At 44.7% G+C, this 23,796-nt stretch carries 23 protein-coding genes, 2 tRNA genes and 1 other annotated feature; of the genes, 1 reads left to right on the top strand and 24 read right to left on the bottom strand.

Translation table 11 applies throughout. The features are described from left to right. Positions 1 to 28: 28 nt before the first annotated feature. Entirely contained in the window at positions 29 to 1,444 is a 1,416-nt protein-coding gene (locus tag ABD734_RS06865; RefSeq protein ID WP_344702782.1) for a YfcC family protein, read from the bottom strand. Positions 1,445 to 1,601: 157 nt separating this feature from the next. On the opposite strand from ABD734_RS06865, the gene ABD734_RS06860 reads away from it, so the two are divergent. Then, the gene (locus ABD734_RS06860; RefSeq protein ID WP_344702780.1) at positions 1,602 to 2,981 is read left to right on the top strand and encodes a YfcC family protein; all 1,380 of its coding nucleotides are present in this window, start codon (positions 1,602 to 1,604) and stop codon (positions 2,979 to 2,981) included. A gap of 16 nt (positions 2,982 to 2,997) precedes the next feature. Here the strand turns inward: ABD734_RS06860 and ABD734_RS06855 are convergent, their stop codons facing one another. From ABD734_RS06855 to ABD734_RS06745, 23 genes are all read right to left on the bottom strand, one after another. Further along, positions 2,998 to 4,275 (bottom strand): bifunctional folylpolyglutamate synthase/dihydrofolate synthase, encoded by a 1,278-nt coding sequence (locus ABD734_RS06855; RefSeq protein ID WP_344702778.1) that lies wholly within the window; start codon positions 4,273 to 4,275, stop codon positions 2,998 to 3,000. Positions 4,276 to 4,278: 3 nt separating this feature from the next. Beyond that, positions 4,279 to 6,906 carry a valine--tRNA ligase gene (locus tag ABD734_RS06850; RefSeq protein WP_344702776.1) on the bottom strand — a complete coding sequence of 876 codons (2,628 nt, stop codon included), beginning with the start codon at positions 6,904 to 6,906 and terminating at the stop codon, positions 4,279 to 4,281. Positions 6,907 to 6,946: 40 nt separating this feature from the next. Continuing rightward, positions 6,947 to 7,150, bottom strand: a binding site (T-box leader). 46 nt (positions 7,151 to 7,196) lie between these two features. Continuing rightward, positions 7,197 to 8,255 (bottom strand): AbrB family transcriptional regulator, encoded by a 1,059-nt coding sequence (locus tag ABD734_RS06845; RefSeq protein ID WP_344702774.1) that lies wholly within the window; start codon positions 8,253 to 8,255, stop codon positions 7,197 to 7,199. A gap of 93 nt (positions 8,256 to 8,348) precedes the next feature. Then, the gene (locus ABD734_RS06840) at positions 8,349 to 8,753 is read right to left on the bottom strand and encodes a hypothetical protein (protein WP_344702772.1); all 405 of its coding nucleotides are present in this window, start codon (positions 8,751 to 8,753) and stop codon (positions 8,349 to 8,351) included. A gap of 65 nt (positions 8,754 to 8,818) precedes the next feature. Next, positions 8,819 to 10,105, bottom strand: coding sequence for a glutamate-1-semialdehyde 2,1-aminomutase (hemL, locus tag ABD734_RS06835; protein ID WP_425568365.1), 1,287 nt, complete (start codon positions 10,103 to 10,105; stop codon positions 8,819 to 8,821). Positions 10,106 to 10,107: 2 nt separating this feature from the next. Then, on the bottom strand, positions 10,108 to 11,088 hold the full coding sequence (gene hemB / locus ABD734_RS06830; RefSeq protein ID WP_344702770.1) for a porphobilinogen synthase: 981 nt from the start codon (positions 11,086 to 11,088) through the stop codon (positions 10,108 to 10,110). After that, positions 11,078 to 11,791 (bottom strand): uroporphyrinogen-III synthase, encoded by a 714-nt coding sequence (locus tag ABD734_RS06825; protein WP_344702768.1) that lies wholly within the window; start codon positions 11,789 to 11,791, stop codon positions 11,078 to 11,080. Before ABD734_RS06825 ends, hemB begins: the two co-directional genes overlap by 11 nt. Continuing rightward, positions 11,778 to 12,701 (bottom strand): hydroxymethylbilane synthase, encoded by a 924-nt coding sequence (gene hemC / locus ABD734_RS06820; protein WP_344702766.1) that lies wholly within the window; start codon positions 12,699 to 12,701, stop codon positions 11,778 to 11,780. The genes ABD734_RS06825 and hemC overlap by 14 nt, the downstream gene beginning before the upstream one ends. A 12-nt stretch (positions 12,702 to 12,713) precedes the next feature. Further along, on the bottom strand, positions 12,714 to 13,538 hold the full coding sequence (gene ccsA / locus ABD734_RS06815; protein WP_344702764.1) for a cytochrome c biogenesis protein CcsA: 825 nt from the start codon (positions 13,536 to 13,538) through the stop codon (positions 12,714 to 12,716). A gap of 15 nt (positions 13,539 to 13,553) precedes the next feature. Continuing rightward, positions 13,554 to 14,900, bottom strand: a complete 1,347-nt coding sequence (gene hemA, locus ABD734_RS06810; protein ID WP_344702762.1) for a glutamyl-tRNA reductase — start codon at positions 14,898 to 14,900, stop codon at positions 13,554 to 13,556. Between the two features lie 135 nt (positions 14,901 to 15,035). Beyond that, the gene (gene yihA / locus ABD734_RS06805; RefSeq protein ID WP_344702760.1) at positions 15,036 to 15,623 is read right to left on the bottom strand and encodes a ribosome biogenesis GTP-binding protein YihA/YsxC; all 588 of its coding nucleotides are present in this window, start codon (positions 15,621 to 15,623) and stop codon (positions 15,036 to 15,038) included. A gap of 56 nt (positions 15,624 to 15,679) precedes the next feature. Next, positions 15,680 to 16,936: an ATP-dependent Clp protease ATP-binding subunit ClpX gene (clpX, locus tag ABD734_RS06800; RefSeq protein ID WP_344702758.1), complete on the bottom strand. Its 1,257-nt coding sequence runs from the start codon at positions 16,934 to 16,936 to the stop codon at positions 15,680 to 15,682. Between the two features lie 136 nt (positions 16,937 to 17,072). Next, positions 17,073 to 18,356 carry a trigger factor gene (gene tig / locus ABD734_RS06795; RefSeq protein WP_344702756.1) on the bottom strand — a complete coding sequence of 428 codons (1,284 nt, stop codon included), beginning with the start codon at positions 18,354 to 18,356 and terminating at the stop codon, positions 17,073 to 17,075. An 84-nt stretch (positions 18,357 to 18,440) separates the two neighbouring features. Then, complete coding sequence (locus tag ABD734_RS06790; protein ID WP_344702754.1) at positions 18,441 to 19,400, bottom strand: hypothetical protein; 960 nt, start codon at positions 19,398 to 19,400, stop codon at positions 18,441 to 18,443. Then, positions 19,390 to 20,004, bottom strand: a complete 615-nt coding sequence (locus ABD734_RS06785; protein ID WP_344702817.1) for an NUDIX domain-containing protein — start codon at positions 20,002 to 20,004, stop codon at positions 19,390 to 19,392. The genes ABD734_RS06790 and ABD734_RS06785 overlap by 11 nt, the downstream gene beginning before the upstream one ends. Before the next feature lie 93 nt (positions 20,005 to 20,097). Next, positions 20,098 to 20,171: transfer RNA gene (locus tag ABD734_RS06780), tRNA-Arg, on the bottom strand. Positions 20,172 to 20,215: 44 nt separating this feature from the next. Continuing rightward, a tRNA-Arg gene (locus tag ABD734_RS06775) sits at positions 20,216 to 20,289 on the bottom strand. A gap of 83 nt (positions 20,290 to 20,372) precedes the next feature. Further along, complete coding sequence (locus ABD734_RS06770; RefSeq protein ID WP_344702752.1) at positions 20,373 to 20,927, bottom strand: GNAT family N-acetyltransferase; 555 nt, start codon at positions 20,925 to 20,927, stop codon at positions 20,373 to 20,375. A 27-nt stretch (positions 20,928 to 20,954) separates the two neighbouring features. Next, a complete protein-coding gene (locus ABD734_RS06765; protein WP_344702750.1) occupies positions 20,955 to 21,320 on the bottom strand; it encodes a thiol-disulfide oxidoreductase DCC family protein in 366 nt (121 codons plus the stop codon). Positions 21,321 to 21,405: 85 nt separating this feature from the next. Then, positions 21,406 to 21,894 carry a YfcE family phosphodiesterase gene (locus ABD734_RS06760; RefSeq protein ID WP_344702748.1) on the bottom strand — a complete coding sequence of 163 codons (489 nt, stop codon included), beginning with the start codon at positions 21,892 to 21,894 and terminating at the stop codon, positions 21,406 to 21,408. Further along, positions 21,891 to 22,499: an XTP/dITP diphosphatase gene (locus ABD734_RS06755; protein WP_344702746.1), complete on the bottom strand. Its 609-nt coding sequence runs from the start codon at positions 22,497 to 22,499 to the stop codon at positions 21,891 to 21,893. The genes ABD734_RS06760 and ABD734_RS06755 overlap by 4 nt, the downstream gene beginning before the upstream one ends. Continuing rightward, the gene (gene racE, locus ABD734_RS06750; RefSeq protein WP_344702816.1) at positions 22,496 to 23,308 is read right to left on the bottom strand and encodes a glutamate racemase; all 813 of its coding nucleotides are present in this window, start codon (positions 23,306 to 23,308) and stop codon (positions 22,496 to 22,498) included. The genes ABD734_RS06755 and racE overlap by 4 nt, the downstream gene beginning before the upstream one ends. Beyond that, the gene (locus ABD734_RS06745; RefSeq protein WP_344702743.1) at positions 23,301 to 23,744 is read right to left on the bottom strand and encodes a MarR family winged helix-turn-helix transcriptional regulator; all 444 of its coding nucleotides are present in this window, start codon (positions 23,742 to 23,744) and stop codon (positions 23,301 to 23,303) included. Before ABD734_RS06745 ends, racE begins: the two co-directional genes overlap by 8 nt. Positions 23,745 to 23,796 lie beyond the last annotated feature (52 nt).

Raw genomic sequence — 23,796 nt, 5'->3', positions numbered from 1 at the left:
AAGGCTGATCTTTTAAGATCGGCCTTTTTTAGGATATTCCGATCATCGTAGCGGCCACAAGTGCCAATGCGGCGATAAAGAGCCATAATGCAGTAATCTTCCAAACGAATTTCACCCATTTCAGATACGGGATGCCAGATACTGCAAGCACACCCATCAATGAGGCGGAAGTTGGAATGATGGTATTGGTTATTGCATCACCATATTGATATGCAAGAACCGCCACTTGCCTTGGGATCTCCTGTAGATCGGCAATGGGCGTCATAATCGGCATCGTAGTCATCGCCTGTCCGGAGCCGGACGGGATGAAGAAGTTGATGATGACTTGAATGACCAGCATACCAAGGGCTGTGATGGATGGCGGAAGGAAATCCAGTATACTGCTCATGCCGTGGATGATCGTATCAATGATGACACCTGACTCCAGGACCACCACAATGGCGCGGGCAAACCCAACGATGATGGCGCCGTAGACAACCAGCTTCATGCCATCTATGAATGCATCAAAAATATCATTTATCCTCATGCCACTCACGAGACCTGCCAGAAGGCCTATGACGAAGAAGTTGGCGGAGAGTTCGGTCAGGAACCAGCCATGCTGAAAAATCCCGTAGACGTTGATGATGATACCGGCAGTAAAAGTCAGCAGTATGAAAATATGCCTCTTCTTCAACTCTTCAAAGTTCATCACATCTTCTGTGAAGTTGACCTGTCCCCTTTTGGATTCTTCATAGACTAAACTCTTTTCGGGATCCTTCTTCACTTTTTTTGCATAGTGCATGACATACAGGATGCCGGCACCAAGCACCAGCAGATAGATGACTGTTCTGAACTGCCACCCAGAAAAGATGGTAAGCTCAGCAATCTCCTGGGCGATCCCTACAGTGAATGGATTCAGCATACCGCCGATGAAACCTGAAGCGGCACCCAAAGTCACTATCGCAGTCCCCACCATTGCATCATATCCTAGAGCAGTTGCAAGAACGATGCCGATCGGCACAAAGATGATCGCTTCCTCAGACATTCCGGTTGAGAAGCCCAGAACGGAAAAGACAAACATGATGACTGGAATCATCAATCGTTCATTCCCCTTAACTGCCACCATGACTTTTTGGATGGCAGCTTCTATGGCACCGGTAGCACGGACAATTCCAAAAGCACCACCGACGAGAAATATATAGAAAATGATGCTGGCACCGTCGATGAGCCCTGTTGGAATCGCCTTGAAGAGTTCAAAGAAGGTCACAGGACTCTGTTCAACCCCTGAATAACTCCCCGGTACAACCTCAGTTCGTTCGCCCACTTCCACACGCTCGAATTCACCTGCTGGCACAACATAACTGAGGACGGCTGCAATGATCACCACCGCAAATAAAATTGCATAAGTATGTGGGAACCTAAATCCTGGTGCCGGCGCTGACGGCTCGTTTCTGTCGTTGCTCATATAAATCTCCTCTCTCGATTTTATACATCTATTATACAGTTAATCGCAGTTTTTAAAAGATTAATTTGTAGGAATAATCTAAATAATTAATAAAATGATTGCCATAGATTTTCCATACCGTATAATTATAGATGAATAAAATAGATGGGAGATAGCCATGAAATATATCAAAGTGCCCCATGCATTTGTACTTATATACTCTATTGTCATCTTAGCGATGGTTTTGAGCTATATTATCCCGGCTGGGGAATATGAACGCTATGAAAATGAAAACGGGACCCTTGTAGTCGATGGCGATTCTTTTCATTTTACTGAACAGACGCCAGTTGAATGGACCGAAATTTTCCGCGTGATTCCAGCTGGCATGATGGATGCCGGCAGCATCATTTTCCTGATCTTTCTGATAGGCGGTGCTTTCGGCATGATAAACGGCACTGGTGCGATAGAATCTGGCATCAGCAAAGTTGTCTCTTTACTTGAAGATCGTGAAATAATACTCATCCCCCTCACCATGCTGATATTTTCTTTGGGAGGCGCCACTTTCGGTATGGCTGAATCTACGCTAATTTTCATTCCAATGGGAATCCTACTTGCCCGCTCTCTCGGCATGGATGCGATGACGGGCATGGCGATAGTGGCTCTCGGAGCTGCCTCGGGATTTGCCGGAGGCTTTATGAACATCTTTACAGTCGGCGTGGCACAGGAGATTGCGGAACTCCCCTTATTTTCTGGTATGTTCTATAGGATTATCATACAACTCATCTTTGTCGCGATCGCCTCATTCTTCGTCTACAGATATGGTAAACGTGTCCAGCACGATAAGACCAAAAGCTATGTCTATGCTTTGGAGCAATCAAATCATCAGGAAACATATTCGTTCAAAACATTTACGATGAGGCATGCTCTAGTGCTGGTCATCGTCCTGGCTGGATTCGGCCTGATCATCTACGGGGTGGTAAAAGGTTGGTCCACCGGGACCGACCTTGCAGCAATATTCCTTGCAATGGGGATACTATCCGGTCTTGTCGGGGGCAATACGCCTAATATGATTGCAGAAGATTTCATCAAAGGTGCCAAAGAAGTGACCTTCGGCGCACTGATAGTCGGCCTTGCCCGGTGCATCCTGCTGATACTCGAAGATGGAACCATCATCGATACAGTCATATATGCTGTAAGCTCTGTCTTGGACGGGCTGCCGGCTACAATTGCTGCAGTTGGAATGTTTCTCACGCAATTCATTCTCAATTTCTTTATACCTTCTGGCTCTGGACAGGCAGCTACGACCATCCCGCTGATGGCACCGATTGGGGATATCGTAGGCATCTCCAGACAGTCGGTTGTCCTTGCCTTCCAGATGGGCGACGGGCTTTCCAACTACTTATTTCCAACGTCCGCGATTTTGATGGCCGGTTTAAGCATCGCGAACATCCCCTATGAGAAATGGTTGAGGTTCGTTTGGCCCATCATGTTGAGTTGGGTGGTGGCAAGTGCCCTTTTCATGGTCATCAGTCTATGGATTAATTACGGACCTTTCTAAACAAAAACGACGATAATCATTGATTATCGTCGTTTTTGTTTAACTTCTGCTTAACTTCGCTGATGAAGTACAAACTGCCGGTAACAAGCAGTATATCTCCATCAAACGTGTCCAGAAATGCTTTATAGTCGTCAACCACGGCCTTTACCGGATGCTGGACTTTCTCGAATACCGTCTCTTTATCCAAGGCTTTTGGAAAATCGAATTCAGTGACGTTGAAGGAATCAGCAATCGATTCCAGTTTTTCGATCATCGTATCGATCGGCTTACCTTCTATTGCAGAAAACAGGACAGTGATATCCCTATTCGGATATTCCTTCGCCATAGTATTCACCAATGCATCGACGGCCTCATTGTTGTGGGCACCATCCAAAATGATTAAAGGTTCGGTCGACGCCACTTCTATCCTGCCTGGCCAAACCGTCTCTTCAATACCTTGTATCAACAGATTGCAGTCGATATTGACCTGGTTCCTTTCGTATAGTTCAATGAGTGCTGCAATCGCAAGGGAGGCATTCTCCTTCTGGTGCCTGCCTGGCATGCTCAACTTGAGGTCCTGGAAATCATAGTGCCCGTACTGGAATTGGAACTCGCCGTTTTCGGGGATGAGGATGATATCCCGATTCAATTCGATCCCTTTTGAATCGTTCTCTTCAAGGATTTTATGGATATAATCCCTGGAAACATCATCTTTGATACTGAAGACTAAAGGAACCCCTGGCTTTATCACACCACTTTTATCTTTTGTGATATCAAGCAATGTATCTCCCAAGATGGCGGTATGATCAAGGCCTATGCTTGTCAACACTGTCAGAATGGGATTGAATACGTTCGTAGAATCTTTTTTCGCACCGAGTCCTGCTTCAACAAGTACATAATCGACTGGTTGAATGGTACCGAAATGGACGAACATCATCGTCGTAATGATTTCAAACTCAGTCGCAGTACCAAGATCGGTTTCTCTTTCCAATTCTTCGCTTATGGGCTTCACTATTTCGATCAGTTCAACAAGCTGTTCATCGGTAATTGGATGGCCGTTGATTGATATTCGTTCATTGAATGTTTCGATGTAGGGGGAAGTGAAAGTCCCCACAGAGTAACCATTGCGGTTTAAGGCATTCCGCATATAGGCCACAGTGGATCCTTTACCATTCGTTCCCACTATATGGATCCCATTGATGTTCCGTTCAGGATTATCAAGCTGTTTAAGCATCCATTCCATGCGTTTTACACCCGGTTTGATGCCGAACTTCATCCTATCATGGATCCAATTCAATCCTTCTTGATATTCCATCACTTATCCCTTTCTTTTCAGGTTATTCAACCTTTCTTCTACCTCATCGTACTGTGCCTGGTAGTTCTGCTGTTTTTCCTTTTCTTTTTCGACTACTGCAGCCGGCGCATTTTGGACGAATTTCTCATTGCCAAGCTTGCCTTCAACGCGTTTCAGTTCGCCTTCCAGACGCTTCAACTCATTTGTAAGCCTCTCGATTTCCTCTTCCATATCAATCAATCCAGATAATGGCAGAATTACAGTGGCTCCATTCACCACATCGGTTTTGACATCATCATCTGCAGCGATATGTGATGAGATCTCCAATGTTTCCGGATTGCAGAAACGTTCAATGTAGTGGCGGTTGGATTCTATAATTTCAAGCCTTGATTCGTCTTTTACTTCAATGAGGATGTCGATTGGCTTCGACAGTGGAGTGTTTACATCATTCCGTGTGTGACGGATGGATTTTATGATGTCAACCAGAAGTGCCATAGCATTCTTCGATGTCGGGTTGCTTAGTGCAGGGGCCGCCTCAGGCCAGTCGCTTACAACAATCGAACGATCATTGTCGATGGTTTGGTATATCTCTTCTGTAACGAATGGCATGAATGGGTGCAGCATTTTCAACATGCTGTCTAAAGTGTGCAGCAAGACAGAGCGGGTCATCGCCTTTTCACTGTCTGATCCTTCAGTCATTGGTACTTTCGCCATTTCAATATACCAGTCGCAGAATTCGTCCCATATGAAATTATAGAGGATGCGCCCCACTTCCCCGAATTCATATTGTTCAGAGAGACGCGTGACGTCAGAGATCGTTTCATTCAAGCGCGTAAGAATCCATTCATCTGCAAGTGATTTATCCCCTTCGAGATCTATATCCTGCATCTTGAAGTCTTCACCAATGTTCATAAGTGCAAATCGTGACGCATTCCATATTTTATTGATGAAATTCCAGACGGACTCGACTTTTTCATCAGAATATCTGAGATCCTGTCCCGGCGTCGATCCAGTGGAGAGGAAATAACGCAATGCATCGACACCGTAATTTTCGATGACATCCATTGGGTCAACACCATTTCCAAGTGACTTGGACATCTTGCGGTTCTGTTCATCCCTTACAAGACCATGGAGGAGCACATCATCAAATGGCTTTTCTCCGGTGTGTTCCAGCGAAGAGAAAATCATGCGTGCTACCCAGAAGAATATGATGTCGTAACCTGTTACCAGTACGTTGGTCGGGAAGAATTTCTTCAGATCATCAGTTTCTTCCGGCCATCCCATCGTCGAAAACGGCCATAGGGCACTGGAGAACCATGTGTCCAGGACATCTTCATCCTGGGTCCAATCCCCAAGATTTTCAGGAGGCGTCATGCCGACATAAATTTCTCCGGTGTCATTATGGTACCAGGCTGGAATCTGATGGCCCCACCACAGCTGCCTCGATATCACCCAGTCCCGGATGTCGCCCATCCACCGTCTGAATGTTGCATCGAACCGCTCCGGTACAAATTGAATGGCCTCATCGGTATCCTGGTTATCCAGGCTATTTTTTGCCAGTGTGTCCATCTTCACGAACCATTGCGTCGACAAATACGGCTCTACAACTGCGCCGCTTCTTTCGGAATGGCCCACAGAGTGCATATGCGGTTCCACTTTTATCAGATAACCTTCGGATTCGAGGTCTGCCACCAAAGCTTTACGGCATTCAAAACGGTCAATACCTTCGTATTTCCCCGCAAGTTCATTCATCGAGCCATCCTCATTCATTACATTGATGCGCTCAAGATTATGTTTTTCCCCGAGGGTGAAGTCATTTGGATCATGTGCAGGTGTCACTTTCATTACGCCCGTACCAAACTCCATATCCACATAGGAGTCACTTATAATCGGCAATTCACGACCGACGATCGGCAAAGTTACGGATTGGCCGATGTACTCTTTGTAGCGTTCATCTTCTGGATGGACCACAATTGCGGTATCACCAAGCATCGTTTCTGGACGTGTCGTAGCAATTTCTAGATGATTTCCGTCAGGCAGTGGGTAACGGACATGGTAGAAATTGCCTTCCACTTCCTTATGGATGACTTCGATATCACTGAGTGCCGTTTTAGTGGCCGGATCCCAATTGATGATGTATTCTCCGCGATAGATGAGATTTTTATTGTACATATCCACAAACACTTTACGGACAGCTTTCGAAAGCCCCTCATCCATCGTAAAACGTTCTTTATCATAATCAAGCCCGAGACCAAGCTTCTTCCACTGGCTCCTGATGAAATCTGCATATTCTTCCTTCCATCCCCAAGCATGCTCAAGGAATTTCTCGCGGCCGATGTCATGTCTTGAGATGCCCTGTTCACGTAGGCGCGCATCGACTTTTGCCTGAGTTGCTATTCCGGCATGATCCATGCCGGGCAGATAAAGGACTTCATAGCCTTGCATACGCTTCATCCGTGTGATTATATCTTGCAGTGTAGTATCCCAGGCGTGCCCTAGATGCAGTTTGCCAGTAACATTCGGTGGCGGGATGACGATCGAAAATGGTGGTTTATCTGAATTTGCATCAGATTTAAAATATCCTGATTCCACCCATTTTTCATATTTTCCTTCTTCCACTTTTTGTGGATTATATTTCTTCGACATTTCCATATTATTCTCTCCTTAAGACATAATAAAAAGCTTCCATCCTGAATAGGACGGAAGCTCCGTGGTACCACCTAAATTCAACCTCTACGGCTGCACTCGAAATGATTAACGCTCATTACACGTCAGCACCTACTCGATTCAGAACTGATTGCAAGCAGACTACTTTCACAGCAAGTTTTGACATGTTTCCAGCACCACATGTTCTCTGGATTTCCCGCTTACCGCTACTCTTCTGCACTCTTTATATATCATTAGTTTTATAGTATTCCAACGGTTGGGAGCTGTCAAGTTCTTTAGCTGTCCTCGCTGTATCTGTTGCGTTTCAGCATGAAATTGATGAGGGGTGCAATGATGAGCAGGATGAAGAAGATACGGAAGATATGATAGCTTGAAATCATTGCGATGTTAGCATCCATCTCAACAGCCACGATGATGATCTGGCCGATCCCCCCCGGCGCAGCACTCAGGAAAAGATTTGTAAACTGATGATCCGTAGTGATTATAAATAAAAACACCAGTATCATCGTTCCGAAGATAAGAAGGACATTTTGAATGATCATAGAAACAATCATCCGTGTATTCAATTGATTGACCAACGTTGAAATCTGCATGCCGATCCTAAGGCCGAACAGAAGTTGAGCGGCATATAGGAATTCTATATCGACTGAAAAGCTGTAGCCTGTCGTCAAATTCCACACCAATATTGCGATCATTGGCCCGATCATGACGGGTACAGGGAATTTCAATCTCCCTAATATGTAGATGAGCAAGGGCGCAAAAACGATGATCCAGATCATTTCAGGGATGAGCATTTCCGATAAAGGCGCCGCCACATCATTTATACCGACAGAACTACCGTGCGGTGCCAAACTTGCAATGAAGGGGACGATGATGACCACAAGAACTATTCTGGACATTTGAGTTAAAGTAACTAGCAGAAGATCCGCTTTCTCCTCCTCCTCAGCCATGACGATCATCTGCGATAAGGCACCTGGAATTGTAGCGAGCACTGCCGTTTCATAAGAACACCCGGTCAACTTCATGAAGAACCGGGAAAGCAGCAGGCTCAAAGCGACGATTAGAACAGAAAGCAAAATGATATTCATATAATCATCGGCCATATCAATCAGTGTATCTTCTGTGAAAGTCGAACCGATTTCAGCCCCTATGATTATCAGTCCGGCACTGCCCAACCATTTCGGATAGGCAAACTCCGTGTTTACGAAGCGATGAAACAAGATTGCAGCAATCATGGCACCGAAAAGCCAAGGCAAGATCATGCCACTGAAGTGAAGTATGGAAGACACTGCTGCTGCCATTACGAAGAGCAGTATGAGGTAGAAATATTTCATCTGTCCCCTCCTTTATATCAATCAGAAACCTTTACAATAGGCGCAGACATAAGAAAACCCTGCCTCCCGGCAGGGTGCCCTCATGGTCATGGTTCAACTGGTCGCGGTCAATGCGCCTGTTGATGGAAATGTAGCGGAAATCATTCCCTGGAATGGCTGCACTACGCTGGCCATGTCTGCTTCTGAAATAAGCTCTTGCTCTGAAGTCGCTTCAAAATGCACTGCTGCTTCACCAGTTGCTGGCGCTTCCTGAATGATTGCAGCGCTTTCTTCCTCATCTTCTTCCTCAGAACCACCACCGCTGAACTGATTCACAATCAATGGAATGATCAATAGGACGATGAGGATTGGAATGATCCACATAAGAGGATTTTTCTTATTGACTGTCTCCCTCTGGATCATTTCCCTGTTCTGGCCTTCGATGTAGACCAGATCTTCTTCTCTTTCACCCTTCATATTCACATCTTTGTCAGAGACGTGTTCGTCTTTTTTATCCACTTGTGATTCCCCCCACATTATATAATTTACTCCATTATACACTTAAATACTGCTTTGGCAAAAGCCTATTTGGTTGCCAATCGATCCAATGCTGTCGAGAAGGCATCGATTGTACGCTCAATATCTTCTGGCGTATGTTTAGTCGAGAGGAACATTCCTTCAAATTGGGAAGGTGGCAGATAGACCCCTTCCTTGAGGAGTTCTTGATAAAGTTCCCTAAACAGGTTCAGATCGCTGGTATTGGCGCTGTCGAAATCCACTACAGGCCCTTCTGTAAGGAAGAATCCAATCATGGATCCGGCGCGGTTTACAGTTATAGGCAGGTCATGTTTGCTGAAGACTTTCTTGAGGCCGGATTCGAGCATGTCGCCCAGTTTATTGAAATGCTCATAACTCTCAGGCGTCAGTTGACGCAATGTTTCCAACCCTGCCGTCATAGCGAGCGGATTGCCTGAAAGCGTCCCTGCCTGATAGATATTACCAACTGGTGCAATGTGTTCCATGATATCGCGGCGTCCGCCATAGGCACCTACCGGGAGGCCCCCGCCAATCACTTTACCGAGGCATGTAAGGTCCGGCTTGATGCCGTAATGACCCTGAGCACTGTTATATCCGACACGGAATCCTGTCATCACTTCATCGAAGATAAGCAGTGTCCCATTCTCTTCTGTAAGTTCACGCACAAATTTCAAATAGCCATCTTTTGGAGGCACTACCCCCATATTACCGGCTACCGGCTCCATGATGACCGCTGCAATGTCGTCACCGAACTTGTCAAAAGCGATCTTTAAGCTCTCTTCATCATTGTACGGGACCGTAACTGTATTCTTTGCCGTCCCTTCCGGCACACCTGGGGAATCAGGCAAACCTAATGTAGCCACACCACTCCCTGCTTTAATCAGGAGGGAATCACTATGTCCGTGGTAGCAGCCTTCAAATTTAAGTATTTTATTTCTGCCGGTAAACCCCCGTGCCAACCGTAGGGCAGCCAGAGTCGCTTCTGTACCTGATGACACCATGCGGAGCATTTCTACTGACGGTACCCTTTCTATGACCAGTTCGGCCAACTCGTTTTCAAGGCGGGTAGGTGCACCGAAACTTGTGCCTTTTTGGGCTGCTGCTGTAAGTGCATCGACGACCTTCCTATCGCTGTGACCTAGAATAAGTGGTCCGAAACTTAAAACATAATCGATGTATTCGTTGCCGTCCACATCATATGTCCTGGCACCTTCTGCCCGATCGATGAATAAAGGATCCATACCAACCGATTTGAATGCTCTTACTGGACTATTGACTCCTCCAGGCATGAGTTCCTTTGCTGTCTGATAAAGTTCCTGTGACTTTTCATACATTCCTATTCCATCCCTTCATCAAGCATTCTGCAAATATCTTTTGCAAAATAAGTAATTATCATATCTGCCCCCGCGCGTTTCATTGAAATCATCTGTTCCATGATAACTGCTTCATCAAGAAGACCCATATCTACTGCCGTGCGCGTCATTGCATATTCCCCACTCACATTATAGGCGACCACTGGCACATCACTGCGATCACGTACATCCCTGATGATGTCAAGGTAGGAAAGTGCAGGTTTGACGATCATCATATCGCAGCCTTCTTCGAGGTCACTTGACAGCTCGCGGTGGGCTTCAAGACGATTTGCAGGGTCCATCTGATATGTTCTTCGATCACCGAATGATGGTGTGGAGTCTGCTGCATCCCTGAATGGTCCATAAAATTTAGAAGCATATTTGATGCCATAGCTCATGATTGGAATATGGCTGAATCCATTATCATCAAGTCCCTTACGGATTTCAGTAACAAATCCATCCATCATATTACTTGGAGCAATTATATCAGCACCTGCCCTCGCCTGAGACACTGCGGTCCTTACAAGAAGCGGTAATGTGCTGTCATTGTCGACATCCTGCGTATCAGGGTCTATCAGACCACAATGGCCATGGTCGGTATACTCACAGAGGCAAGTATCAAGTATGACAAGGATTTCCGGGTGCAATCTTTTCGATATTCGGCATGCTTCCTGTACCACGCCATTATCGTCATAGGCACCGTGTCCCTCGGCATCTTTCTCTTTCGGGATGCCAAAGAAAATTACAGACTTTATCCCTGCTTTTTTGACAGCGTCTAGTTCCTCCTCAAGAAGATTCAAGGAAATCTGGAAAACGCCTTTCATTGAAGGCACTTCTTCACGTATATCATCTTTTTCCACTACAAAAATAGGATAGATGAGATCCTCTTTCGTTATTTTCGTTTCGCGGACCATATCGCGCATGAATGCAGAACTTCTTAAACGCCGATGTCTATCAAAATTCATCTCTAGCTCTCCAATCGATTCTATTTTCTAGAAGGTTCATAATACTTTCCATTGTTGCTTTTTCAGGCTGCATTGGTTCTATACCAAATTCCATCAGTGCCGTCGCCGTAACGTGGCCGATTGCAATGGCCAATACGCCGTCCAGTTCAAAAGCAGAGAAATGCTCCTGAAACGCCCTGACACCTGACGGACTCAAAAAAATGACAGCAAAAAGATCTTTTTTCAGAAGCACTCTCATGTCCTTGAGCGATTTGTCGTTCTCTACCGGATGATAAAGGAAATGCCTATCGACTTGGCAACCTGCCTTCAGGAGATGCTTATAGATCAGCGGACGGGCATTTTTACTGACCGGATACAGGAGACGTTCTCCTTTTTTTGCTTCAAATTCAGCCATGAACCCTTCTTGGGTATATTCAGTGGGCTCAAAATCAACATGATAGCCCCGTTCTTCCAGTGCTTCGCTTGTTTTTCTGCCGATTGTGGCAATTTTTTTCCAATCCACTCTGTCGATATAGGGCATAAAGAATTCGACCGCATTTGGACTGGTCAGAAGGAGCCAGTCATATGTTTCTTCAAACACAGATTCATCCAGTGCGAAAGGTTCGACAGTAATGAGCGGCAGATGGACAAGTTCCATCAGATCAGAATGGACTGTAGGTGTCCTGCTTTGGGTCGTGACAACGATGGGCTTATAGTGATTCATTGATCCGATCGATGATATCCTTGGCTCCCATGCGTTCCATCTCATCTGCGACGATATTTCCGAGTGCCTCTGGGTCTTCATGGGATTTTTTGACGATATACTGTTCACTGCCGTCTTCAGGCATGATGAGGCCAGTCAAATAAAGTTCTCCATCCTCATATGAAGCATGCCCCCCGATAGGCACTTGGCAACTGCCATCCATTCTTCTCAAAAATGCCCGTTCTGCAGATGTGCAGATTGCATCTTCCTTTGAATGGACACTCTGTAGTATTTCAATCAATTCATGGTCGTCTGAGCGGCATTCAATTCCCAAGGCCCCCTGGGCAATCGCTGGGATGAACTCTTCTGGATCGAAGTATTCCGCTACGATATCATCTGACCATCCCATGCGCTTCAGTCCGGCTGCAGCCAGGATGATGGCATCATATTTACCGTCCTTCATCTTTTGGATGCGGGTATCGATGTTGCCTCGTACCCAGTCTACCTTGATGTCGTCTCGCATCGACAACAGTTGTGCACCCCTTCTGAGACTGCTCGTCCCTACCACACTGCCACTCGGCAGATCCTTAAACAGTATATTATCGTTCGACAGGAAAGCATCACGCATATCTTCTCGTTTAGGGACACATGCAATCGTGAATCCCTCAGGCATCACACTTGGCACATCTTTCAGGCTATGTATAGCCATATCGATCTCTCTATTCATCATGGCATCTTCGATTTCTTTGACGAACAGGCCCTTCCCTCCTACTTTTGAAAGTTGGACATCAACAATCCTGTCGCCTTTTGTCACAATTTCCTTTATCTCAATTTCCATGTCTGGGTAATGTCTCTTCAGCTGTTCGATAAATTGTTTGGATTGTGTCATAGCAAGGCCGCTCCGTCTGGAGCCAACGATAAATTTTCTCATGCTCTCTCTCCTTTAGTAATTCCAGAAATGAAAACTGGAAAGCTGTGTTATAAACAAATAATTCATCATACAAATAATAAATATTATGATGTTCGCTACTGCAAACTTATAGATGTTGCGCGTCAACCTCAAATAGGAAAGAAGACCCCCATAAAGTATGAGCACAATCAATGTACCAAGGACTTTAAGATCCGTCAGAATATCTGTACCGAATATATATAATCCCCATTGGATACCGAGGAATATACCTATCAATATAAACAAAAATCCAAGTATTGCTGTTCGGATCATCATTTTCTTGGCCGTCTCTACACTAAAAAGTGAGAAGAAGAGACGGTTGAAACGCTTCTTTTTAAGATTATCATATTGGATGATATAAATGCCGGCATGAAGGACCGAAATAAAGAACATGACGTAGGACAACAATGACAAAACGACATGGATCACGAGCAGATCATTCATGATGGCAGATACTTCCGTCACTTCATCATATGTCACGGGTGCGAATGTATACAATGAGAGCAGCAAAAAAGCAGTGAAGATATAAATTGCAAATGCGATTTCCGAATCACTGCGTTTATATTGCACGATTCCGATGATGACAAGTAGCATTGAAAGTACATATATCCCTTCAAAAACCGTCTGTATCGGCAAACGTCCTAGGGACAGGCCGATTTGCACAAAGGAAAATATATGAAAGATCGCCCCTGCCCCGACAAGATAAAACGAAACCTTTCTGGCCTGCCGATTTCTGAAAAACAAATCGTAGCTCAGCACAGAAAGGCTTAAAAAATATAATAGAAGTATAAACTCATGACTGCGGAACATCATATCCATATGGTTTCCACCTATCTAATCACTTGCGAGTGCCTGTTTTCTGGCCAGACGTTTCTCATGTTGCTTTTCTTTTTCCTGACGAGTTATCATTTCCACCTCTTCTTCGATGCCGAAGAGCTGTTTGATTTCTGCGAGCTTTTCGGTCGATTTCCTGTCACCCGATATCTCTTTTGTATAGGTGATTGGTTCTCGCAACATCTGATTGATGATACTCTTCATATGCTTTGAAATAACGGCACGTTCACGATCGCTCATTTCAGGTATTTTCCGTTCAACACTCTGCAATGTTTCTTCCTGTATGCCAAGTGCTTTAGTACGGAGCGCCTGTATTACTGGAACGACGCCAAGCATGTTGATCCATTCGTTGAATTGATCCATACTCTCAGCTATCATGCCTTCAATCTTATTTGCTTCCTGTTGTCTAGTCGACAAGTTGGCATCCACCAGTCCTTGTAGATCATCAACATTATACATATATATATTGTCCATATTACCCACTGTTGGTTCGATGTCACGTGGCATGGCGATATCCATCATTATAAGCGGACTGCCTTTACGTCCGCCTGTTATAGCGGCGACCGTCTCTTCAGTGATTACATATCCCCGAGCTGCGGTACTTGAAATGACTATATCAGCATTTTTCAGTTCATCCTCGAGCATTTCGAGAGTTGCACTGCGGCCATTGAACCTTTCTGCAAGCTGTTGCGCCTTGTCAATAGAGCGGTTGACCACAGTGACATCCTTGATGCCGTTGGAAGTCAGGTTCAACAGCGATTGCTCCGCCATCTCCCCTGCCCCGATGATAAGAACCTTACTGTCGCTGACACGTGAAAATATCTTCTTGGCGAGTTCTACCGCAGCATACGATGTTGAAATCGCATTTTTGGAGATATCTGTCTCATTATGTCCCCTTTTTGCCACTGTAATCGCTTCTTTAAACAGTTTATTGAATATGGTGCCAGTAGTATGTTCTTCCTGGGCAATCATGAAGGCTTCCCTGATCTGACCAAGTATCTGCGTTTCGCCCAACACCATGGAATCGAGGCCTGATGCTACCCGGTACAGGTGCTCTATCGCCTCATCACCGATTTTGACGTCAGTAATCTTCTTGATGGTATCAAGTTCCAGGTTGAACCAGTCTGCCAAAAACATCTGTGTATAGTATTTGCCTGTATGCACTTGATCACTGACTACATATACTTCCGTCCTGTTACATGTAGAAAGAAGCACAGCTTCCAATACACTTTTTTGTTCCCGCAATGAGTGGAGCGCGTGAATGACATCTTCATCTTCGAAGGCCACTGCCTCACGTTCTTCAACACTCGCTTTTCTATAATTTAGGCTCAATGCGATGACATGCATGTGATTTGCCTCCCTATACTATTGTGGCTATGTCTGAGCCACTATCAATACTTATTATTTTAACAGAAAGTGTTTCCTTAATCCATCGCATAGGATTAATTATAGTAATTATAAATAAGAAACTTTTGTGAACTTCTAGATGTATTCCGAAATGGCGTCCATCACTGGTGACACATTTTTTTTATCTATAGAAGAAAATGGAATCATGACATCCTCTTCTTCCAAATCAATCGTTTCCCTCACTGATTTCAGATGCTTCTGGAGTTTGCTCTTTGGAATTTTATCCATTTTAGTGCATATCAGAATGACTGGGATTTCGAAGTGCTTCAAGTAGTCATACATCAATATATCGTCCTCTGTCGGTTTATGCCTTAGGTCGACAAGTTGGATGACTGCAGATAGCTCCTCACGCTCTGCAAGATAACTCTCAATCATCTGTCCCCATTTCTCACGCGCTGTCTTGGATTGCTTCGCATAGCCGTAGCCAGGCACATCGACAAATATGAATTGATCGTCCATATTATAAAAATTCAATGTTTGGGTTTTACCTGGTTTAGATGAAGTCCTCGCAAAATTCTTTCGCCCTGCAATTGCATTGATGAATGAAGATTTACCGACATTCGAGCGTCCGCTTAACGCAATTTCTTTCAGACCGGTGGCGGGATATTGTGCTTTCTCAACGGCGGATATTAGTATATCTATATTATTTGGATTGATCTTCACTATAATGCTCCTCTCAGAAAAAAAAGCTGCCACAGATTTGGACAGCTTTTTTTGTATTATGCACTTTTACGGTTCAATTCGATCTTTTCGTTATTCTCATCAAAGAGCAACGGATCTGCTTCTTCTTCTATAGTCGCTCGTGTAATTTTAACTTTGCGGATCTCATCATTGGACGGTACGTTGAACATGATATCGACCATGCGTTCCTCTATGATTGACCGGAGTCCACGGGCTCCGGTCTTTCTTTCGATGGCAAGCTCACTTATTGCATTCAATGCATCTTCTTCGAATTCAAGCTCGACATCATCAATCTGGAGCATTTTTTCATACTGTTTGACTAGCGCGTTCTTCGGCTCAGTCAAGATTGATTTAAGTGCTTCAACATCAAGTTCTTCAAGGTGGCTGATGATCGGAACACGACCGATGAATTCTGGAATCAGGCCGTAGCTCTGAAGATCATCAGGGCGTACTTTGGACATCAACTCATCTTTGTCATTCGCTTTGTCTGAAGCACCGCCGAACCCAATGACTTTTTCACCTATACGGCGTTTGATGATTTCATCCATACCATCAAAGGCACCACCGAGCACGAACAGGATGTTCTTAGTATCAATCTGGATTGATTCCTGATTTGGATGCTTGCGTCCACCTTGTGGCGGTACGCTTGCTGTCGTTCCTTCAAGGATTTTCAGCAAGGCTTGCTGCACACCTTCACCTGAAACATCGCGGGTAATGGAGGTGTTTTCCCCTTTACGTGCAATCTTGTCAATTTCATCTACATAGATGATGCCTTGTTCTGCCCGCTCGACATCGAAATCCGCCGCTTGAATTAGGCGCAGCAAAATATTTTCAACGTCGTCACCGACATAACCTGCTTCAGTCAGGCTTGTGGCATCAGCAATGGCGAAAGGCACATTCAGTGTGCGTGCCAATGTTTGGGCCAACAGTGTTTTACCACTGCCTGTCGGGCCAATCAGCGCGATATTACTTTTAGAGATCTCTACACCATCTTCTTCGTTCTGGTTGATTCTCTTATAGTGGTTATATACAGCTACACTCAAAGCACGTTTGGCATTATCCTGTCCAATGACATAATCATTCAGCGCTTCCAATATTTCCTGCGGTTTTGGTACTTCTGTAATGACTTCGGTCTTTTCTGACTTCAGTTCTTCTTCGATGATTTCATGACAGAGTTCTATACATTCATTACAGATATAGACGCCGCTGCCTGCAATGAGTTTCTTGACCTGCTCCTGATCTTTTCCACAGAAGGAACAAGTCAGATTCGTATCGTCCTCATTAAATTTGAACATATTCAACACCTCTTTTTTCATTCTTGTAAAATATACTAGAAAACTTAAGCGAAATCAAATATCCGGTTTTAGGCCCCATAATACAGCGAGCCCCGCAACTTTATGCTGCAGAGCTCACCCTTATAATCTTTTGATTCTATTTCTGTTTACGGTTATCTACAAGTACATCGATTGCTTTTTGTACTTTAAGGTCATCTTTAAGCATTGATAGATCACCAAGAGTGGACTTGATGTCTTCTACGCTGATGCCGAACTGTTCACTCATCTTTTCGAGCTCCTTGTCCATGTCTGCTTCTTCAACTTCGATGTTTTCATCGATGGAAATCTGTTTTAGGACAAGGTTCGTGCGTACACGCTTCTCTGCATCATCTTTCATCTGCTCGCGCAAGGCGTCCTCATCCTGACCAGAAAGCTGCTGGTACATTTCCATGTTGATGCCTTGTTGTGAAAGACGCTGCTCAAATTCTTGGAGCATGCGGTCTGTTTCTGTCTTGACCATTGCTTCAGGCACATCGATTTCAGCATTTTCAGATGCTTGTTCGATGAGCTGTTCCTTCATAGTTACGTCAGCTTCGTTCTCTTTGGCTTCTTTGAGGTCTTTTTCAAGTTTCTCCTTCAAAGCGTCGACCGTTTCTACATCCTGGTCAAGCTCTTTGACGAGTTCATCATCAAGCTCTGGGATTTCTTTAGATTTGATGCTGTTTATTTTAACTTTGAAGACCGCTTCTTTACCAGCAAGTTCCTCTGCATGGTACTCTTCAGGGAAAGTGACGTTGACATCTTTTTCCTCTTCTAGGGACATGCCCACTACTTGCTCTTCAAAGCCAGGGATGAAGCTGCCTGAACCGACTTCGAGTTCATAGCCGTCTGCTTTGCCGCCTTCAAACTGCTCACCATCAACGTAGCCATCGAAATCAAGGTTTACGACATCTCCGTTTTCAACCGAGCCTTCTTCTTTAACGACCATGTCAGCATGTGCTTCAAGCATATTATCGATTTCTTTTTGGACATCTTCGTCAGAAACTTCAGTATCAAGTTCTTCTGCTTCCAGGCCTTTATATTCACCGAGCTTGACTTCTGGTTCAACAGTGACTTTAGCACTGAAGACGAGGTCCTGTCCTTTTTCCATCTGCTCTACATCGACTTCCGGCTGATCGACCGGATTGATGTCCGCTTCTTGAACTGCCTCTGTATATGCTTTAGGAAGCAGTATATCCAATGCATCCTGATAAAGGGATTCTACACCAAAACGTTTCTCGAACATTTGACGCGGTACTTTACCTTTCCTGAATCCAGGCATGCTCACTTCTTTGGATACTTTTTTAAATGCTTCATCGAGAGCACCGTCTACTTCTTTTGCTGGTACAGTAACTGTAAGAATGCCTTCGTTACCCTCTTGTTTTTCCCACTTCTGAGTCATAATCATATTCCTCCGTTAGTCCATAATTTCAATTAACCAGTATAGTATAACATATCACTTTTTTATATCCAACATTTGATTTGTTCAATCGGACGGTGACATAAGGCGTTCGATTGAACGTACCCACTCGAGGACCTCAGGTGTGGGTTCGATGCCACTGTCCACGTTCACCATCCTGAGTAGCTCATGCAGATAGGCGTCTGCCAGATTTTCATGATCATAAGGCAAGTCGAGTGGATAGATGCCTATTATATGTGCGATCAACATCGAATCGGCTGCTTCAGCGAACTCAGGCATCCTGTCTTCTAAGTGTTCCAGCACATCGTTGCGTACTTTGACATACATTTCCGTCTCTTCGATATCAGGAAGTAGCGCTGGTATGACCTCTTCTTCTGACCCCATCTTGTGGAACCGCACCGCCTGGTTCTCCCCACACATCTTCAAGTACAGTAACATGAATGTAATGGTTTCGGGGTTCTTTTCCGACGTAATCACGTTCATGATGAGCATACTGTAACTTTTATCCCCGGCGTCCATAAGATGTTTCAAAAAATCCAGTCTGGCATGCAATGGCATCTCATGGAAACTTTCTTCATCCATATCCTGGTACGTTTCATCATATGATTCCTCGGGCTGCACATCTTTATCATCCAATGCTTTTTTAGCTTTGTGACGCAAAGCGGCGACCTCTATGCGGAATTCCTGGGGAAGTTCTTCCTGCATGATCTGATCTGAGAATTCTATCACTTCGTAATATCTGCCTTGACTGAGCAGAGCTTCCAGGAGATTCTTCATGTGCAGATCGTAATTTCCAAATCCTTCGTTCATCTGGATCAAGGAATAATCGATGATATCATCATATTGACCCTTATCACCGAGTGATTTGTAGAAATACTCGGTAAGAGCCGTACTTGCTGGGTGATGACGCTCGTACTCCTTAAAGCGCATAATGAAGCCCCGGGCGTCTCCTTGTTCATATAGGACATGCAGATCCTGCTCCATCTTTTTTTGAAAACGTCTATGTGACAGGATATTATTGTCCATAAGCATCCCTGATGATCAGTTCACTCCACGATTCGTATGGCTTCATTTTTGGGAGGAGACTCCTGTCTTTCCATACCAGTTCCAGAGTATCCTCTTCCCTGGCATGTACTTTGTCCTTATCCACTTCAACTTTGAAGACGACGCCGATGTGCCCTCTTCCGACTTCATCCTCGTCATCATTGATCAGGCCCATGACTTCTATACCCTCAAGCGCGTCTTCTTGGAGTCCGACTTCTTCCTCCAGTTCACGTGCTGCGTTGATGAATAATTTTTCATTGATGGCCCCGGTCTCTGGCACATCATTCATATGGCCACCCACTCCAATGGACAGGAGACCATGCAGACGGTCTTCGCCCCCGCCTTCAAGGCGCTTATAAACCAATGTCTCCTCCCCCGCAGTGATGACTGCGTAGCTGATTAGTTGCTTATAGGTAGGATCTTCTTCCATATCACCGCGTCGCTTCACTTTATAGTCATTGAATGCAGATAATATACGGGCATATCTCGGGTCTTCTTTGCTGATGAACCCATTGAATGCATCAGCTTCATCTTTGAAGACCTGTTGCCTTGGTACGACGAGGATCTGTTCATCGAATTTACTCATCATGGACCTTCCTCTCCTTATTTACATTTATTTTATATTTCGTCCGTTAATTTGTAAAATAAAAATACCCTTCAATAATATGAAGGGTATGGACGTCCCAGGAGGGATTCGAACCCCCGACCTACAGCTTAGGAGGCTGTCGCTCTATCCTACTGAGCTACTGGGACAAAATATGATAAAAAAAGAAAAACCCCAGAGCGGGGTTTTTTAGCATCCTGGGAGGGATTCGAACCCCCGACCGATGGCTTAGAAGGCCATTGCTCTATCCGACTGAGCTACCAGGACTTAATCAGACAAGTACCATTATAATCAATCGTGCCGACAAAAGTCAAACTTATTTTTAAAACTATTGATGTTTTATTACACAATCAAAGCAGACTTTTCCAATCCTCATATTCCGCTTTCAACTGGCGGTACATTATGCAGTCATGAAAATGGTCATATAGGTATTCGTACTCTTTCATGACACCCTCTTTAACGAACCCGAGTGATTCGGGCAACGCCCGGCTACGGTAATTGAAGACGCCACATATGATTTCTATCCGGTTCAAGTCGAACACTTCAAACCCATATTGGATGAGGGTCTCGACAGAACGGCTCACTATTCCTTTACCTTCCGCTTCCTTCACTATCCAATAGCCTATTTGACCCCTTTGGCTCATGGAAAAGATTTCATTATATCCACACATCCCTACGAAGCTGCCGCGATAAAAAATCCCGAGCTGCATACCGCTGCCCTCATCTATCGCATTTTGCCACATCTGAATGATTTCTATGTAATCGGCTGAGTTTGTCATATAATCGACCCAAGAGAGCCACTTTCTCAAGTGCCCTCTGTTCTCATCTATTGCTTTATAGACCACTTCATTCTCTTTTGGAGTTAGGGCCCTCAATTCTATTTCAGAATCTACGGTGATGATCATCTCTCTGCACTCCCTTGTATAACGACTTCATTTCGTGGATTTAACAATCTTGCTGCGCACATCCGGGTCTATTGTGCATGATTTCCCTCTATTTACTCGATGGCGGTTGGCGGCAACCAATTTGTACAATGCATTTCTCCAGCATATGGGGATGACCTTCATTAATTTGACCGGTTTAAAACCTGTCGTGTCTGCGAGTACTTCAATCACTGCATCCGAATATATATAGATGTCATCAGAATAATAAATAAGCGAGTCGACTTCTTCCGGCATGATGGTATCCAATGTTTTAATCGATTGAAATCGAATTTTATCTTTCCGGTCCAGACTGGTGATAATTTTTGCAAATCGGTTGCAGATGATGCAATCATCATCGAAATAAAGAATGTTCATAACCAACGCTCCCCGCTGACGGTTCTTTTATTTAAAACTTCGGTATACAACAGTACGATAATCAATCTGCCCGCCCACCAGAGCCTTATAGATTGCCAAGATCTGTTCCCTTCAATACTTTATGGTCACGTCCAAGGAATGTCACGACATCATTATCTGTATCTAAAATGGCATAGGATTCAGGCATTTCCCCTTTTGAAAGTGATATGCTGCCAGGATTGATGCAATAGACACCATTTATTTTTTCAGCTTTTGCAATATGGGAATGTCCATAAAAAGCATAACTGGCACCATACTCACGTGCTCGTGACGCAAGCTTACCACGATCCTTCTTTATACCGTAATAATGTCCATGTGTATAGAAAACCCCGGATGCTTCATCGTACCCTTCTACAGGATAACGGGAATCCGTATCGACATTTCCGCCAACACGTTTGAAGTGGCGCATTTCCGTATCATCATATTCAAACTCGCTGTCTCCAAGATGAATGTTCAAACTACCGCTGTTACTGCCGAATGCATCATATACGATATTTTTTTCTCCATGATTATCACTTACAATCAATATCTTCATTTATCTGCACCTCCGTCATAGTTCAACAAAATCTCGAATGCTGAAGCATCATGCTTCAATTTCTCCAAAGCCTTTCTTCTATGACTTATTTCCCCTTTTTGTTCTGTGCTAATCATCCCTAGGTACTCACCCTGCAGTGTCTTAAATAGAGGGTCATAACCAAAACCACCCTGCCCGGCGGGTGATTCCAATATCTCCCCGTGCAGTTGTCCAACATAGCTCCTCGTATCCTTGCCAGGGATCGCCAATGCAATGACACAGACGAATCTTGCCGCGCGGTCTTCAACACCCGTCAGGGTTGTCAGCAATTTACGGTTATTATCTTCATCGCTCGCCCCTATGCCTGCATACCTTGCAGAATATACACCGGGGTCTCCATCAAGGGCATCGACGCATAGACCCGAGTCATCACTGATGACTGGCAGACCAAGTGCTTTTGAGGCTGATTCAGCCTTCAGTACAGCATTCCCCTCAAATGTATCTTCTGTCTCCTCCACCTCAAAGTCGGGGAGCAGTTCCTTAATGCCGATCACTTCCACATCTGAAAATATTGTTTTGAAGTCCCTGATCTTCCCTTTGTTGCCTGTAGCTATAACAATCTTCATTGAGTCTCCTCCTCAAGTGTAATCTGTTCAATTTCATAATCGAGGAAAGGCATCCAATCCTTCAGAATATATTCGAAACGCTCTGTCTTGCCATTGACGATCATAGTATAGGTCGGTTCAGATTGTGATATCGCGTGTGCCTTAAGCGCGGTGAGTATTGAACTCGCTTCGCGCGCTGTCTCGTGCCCCGAGTCGATCACTTTCTTTCTACCGGAAAAATAATCATATATCTCATCCGCCAACAATGGATAATGTGTACAGCTGAGGATGATTGTGTCTGCTTTGGAGCTGTGTAGATGCTTCAATGTCTGATGAAGGACAACTCGTACCACAATCTTATCTTTATAGCGCAGTTCCTCGACTAGAGGGACCAGTTTCGGACAAGCCGTGCTCTCCACATTGAATTTACGGTTGATGCGCTGGATGGCTTCAGGGTAGGCACCAGAGTCGACTGTACCATTCGTTGCAAGAACAATGACATTCTGGTTATTGCTGCTTTGGATGGCACTGCGCGCACCGGGCCCGATCACACCGACCACCGGAATCGTGTATCTCTCCCTTAGTATGTCGAGAGCAGCTGCTGTAGCCGTGTTGCAGGCTACTATAAGCATTTTTATGCCACGCGCCACAAGGACGTCTGCGACTTCTATTGTGTATCTTCTGACCTGGTCCATCGGCCTATCACCGTAAGGACATCTGTTCAAGTCCCCAAGATATATAATGGATTCATTCGGCAACTGCCTGATGACCTCCCTTACTACTGTAAGACCCCCGACACCAGAATCCATCACTCCAATCGGCCTATCCATCACTTCTTCGTTCGCTTTCATCGAGTATTGATTCAAGGACATCAGGCAGCATGCTCTTCTCGTCCTCCGTCAGATGTGAAGTTATATCAGAGATATAGGATATCCGTTTATTGATGACTTCTTTTATGACTTCCCGTCCTTTGTCCTGCATGAGAACCAGAACGATACGTTTATCCTTTTCATATTTCTGTCTTTTGACGAACGCACCATTCTCAAGCTTATCCACGATATCAGTTGTCGTTGAATGCGCCAAATACAATCTGTTTGACAACTCACCTATGGTAATGCCGACCTTATCATCCACCCACTGAAGTGCCACGAACTGCAGTGGTGAAATCTCATACTCTTTAAGTATTTCCCTGCCGTGGCTTTTTACATGAACCGATATGTATCTGATTGATTTTTCTATGGAGATGATTGCTTCCTTATCACTCATTATCCACAGTCCTTCCCACTGATTTATTTCATTATATCGTAGTTGAAAATAA

This window comes from Salinicoccus jeotgali, assembly GCF_039538805.1.
GTDB classification, from domain to species: Bacteria; Bacillota; Bacilli; order Staphylococcales; family Salinicoccaceae; genus Salinicoccus; species Salinicoccus jeotgali.
The sequence above is the reverse complement of the archived record's forward strand: the minus strand, read 5'-3'. Positions and strand labels throughout refer to the sequence as shown.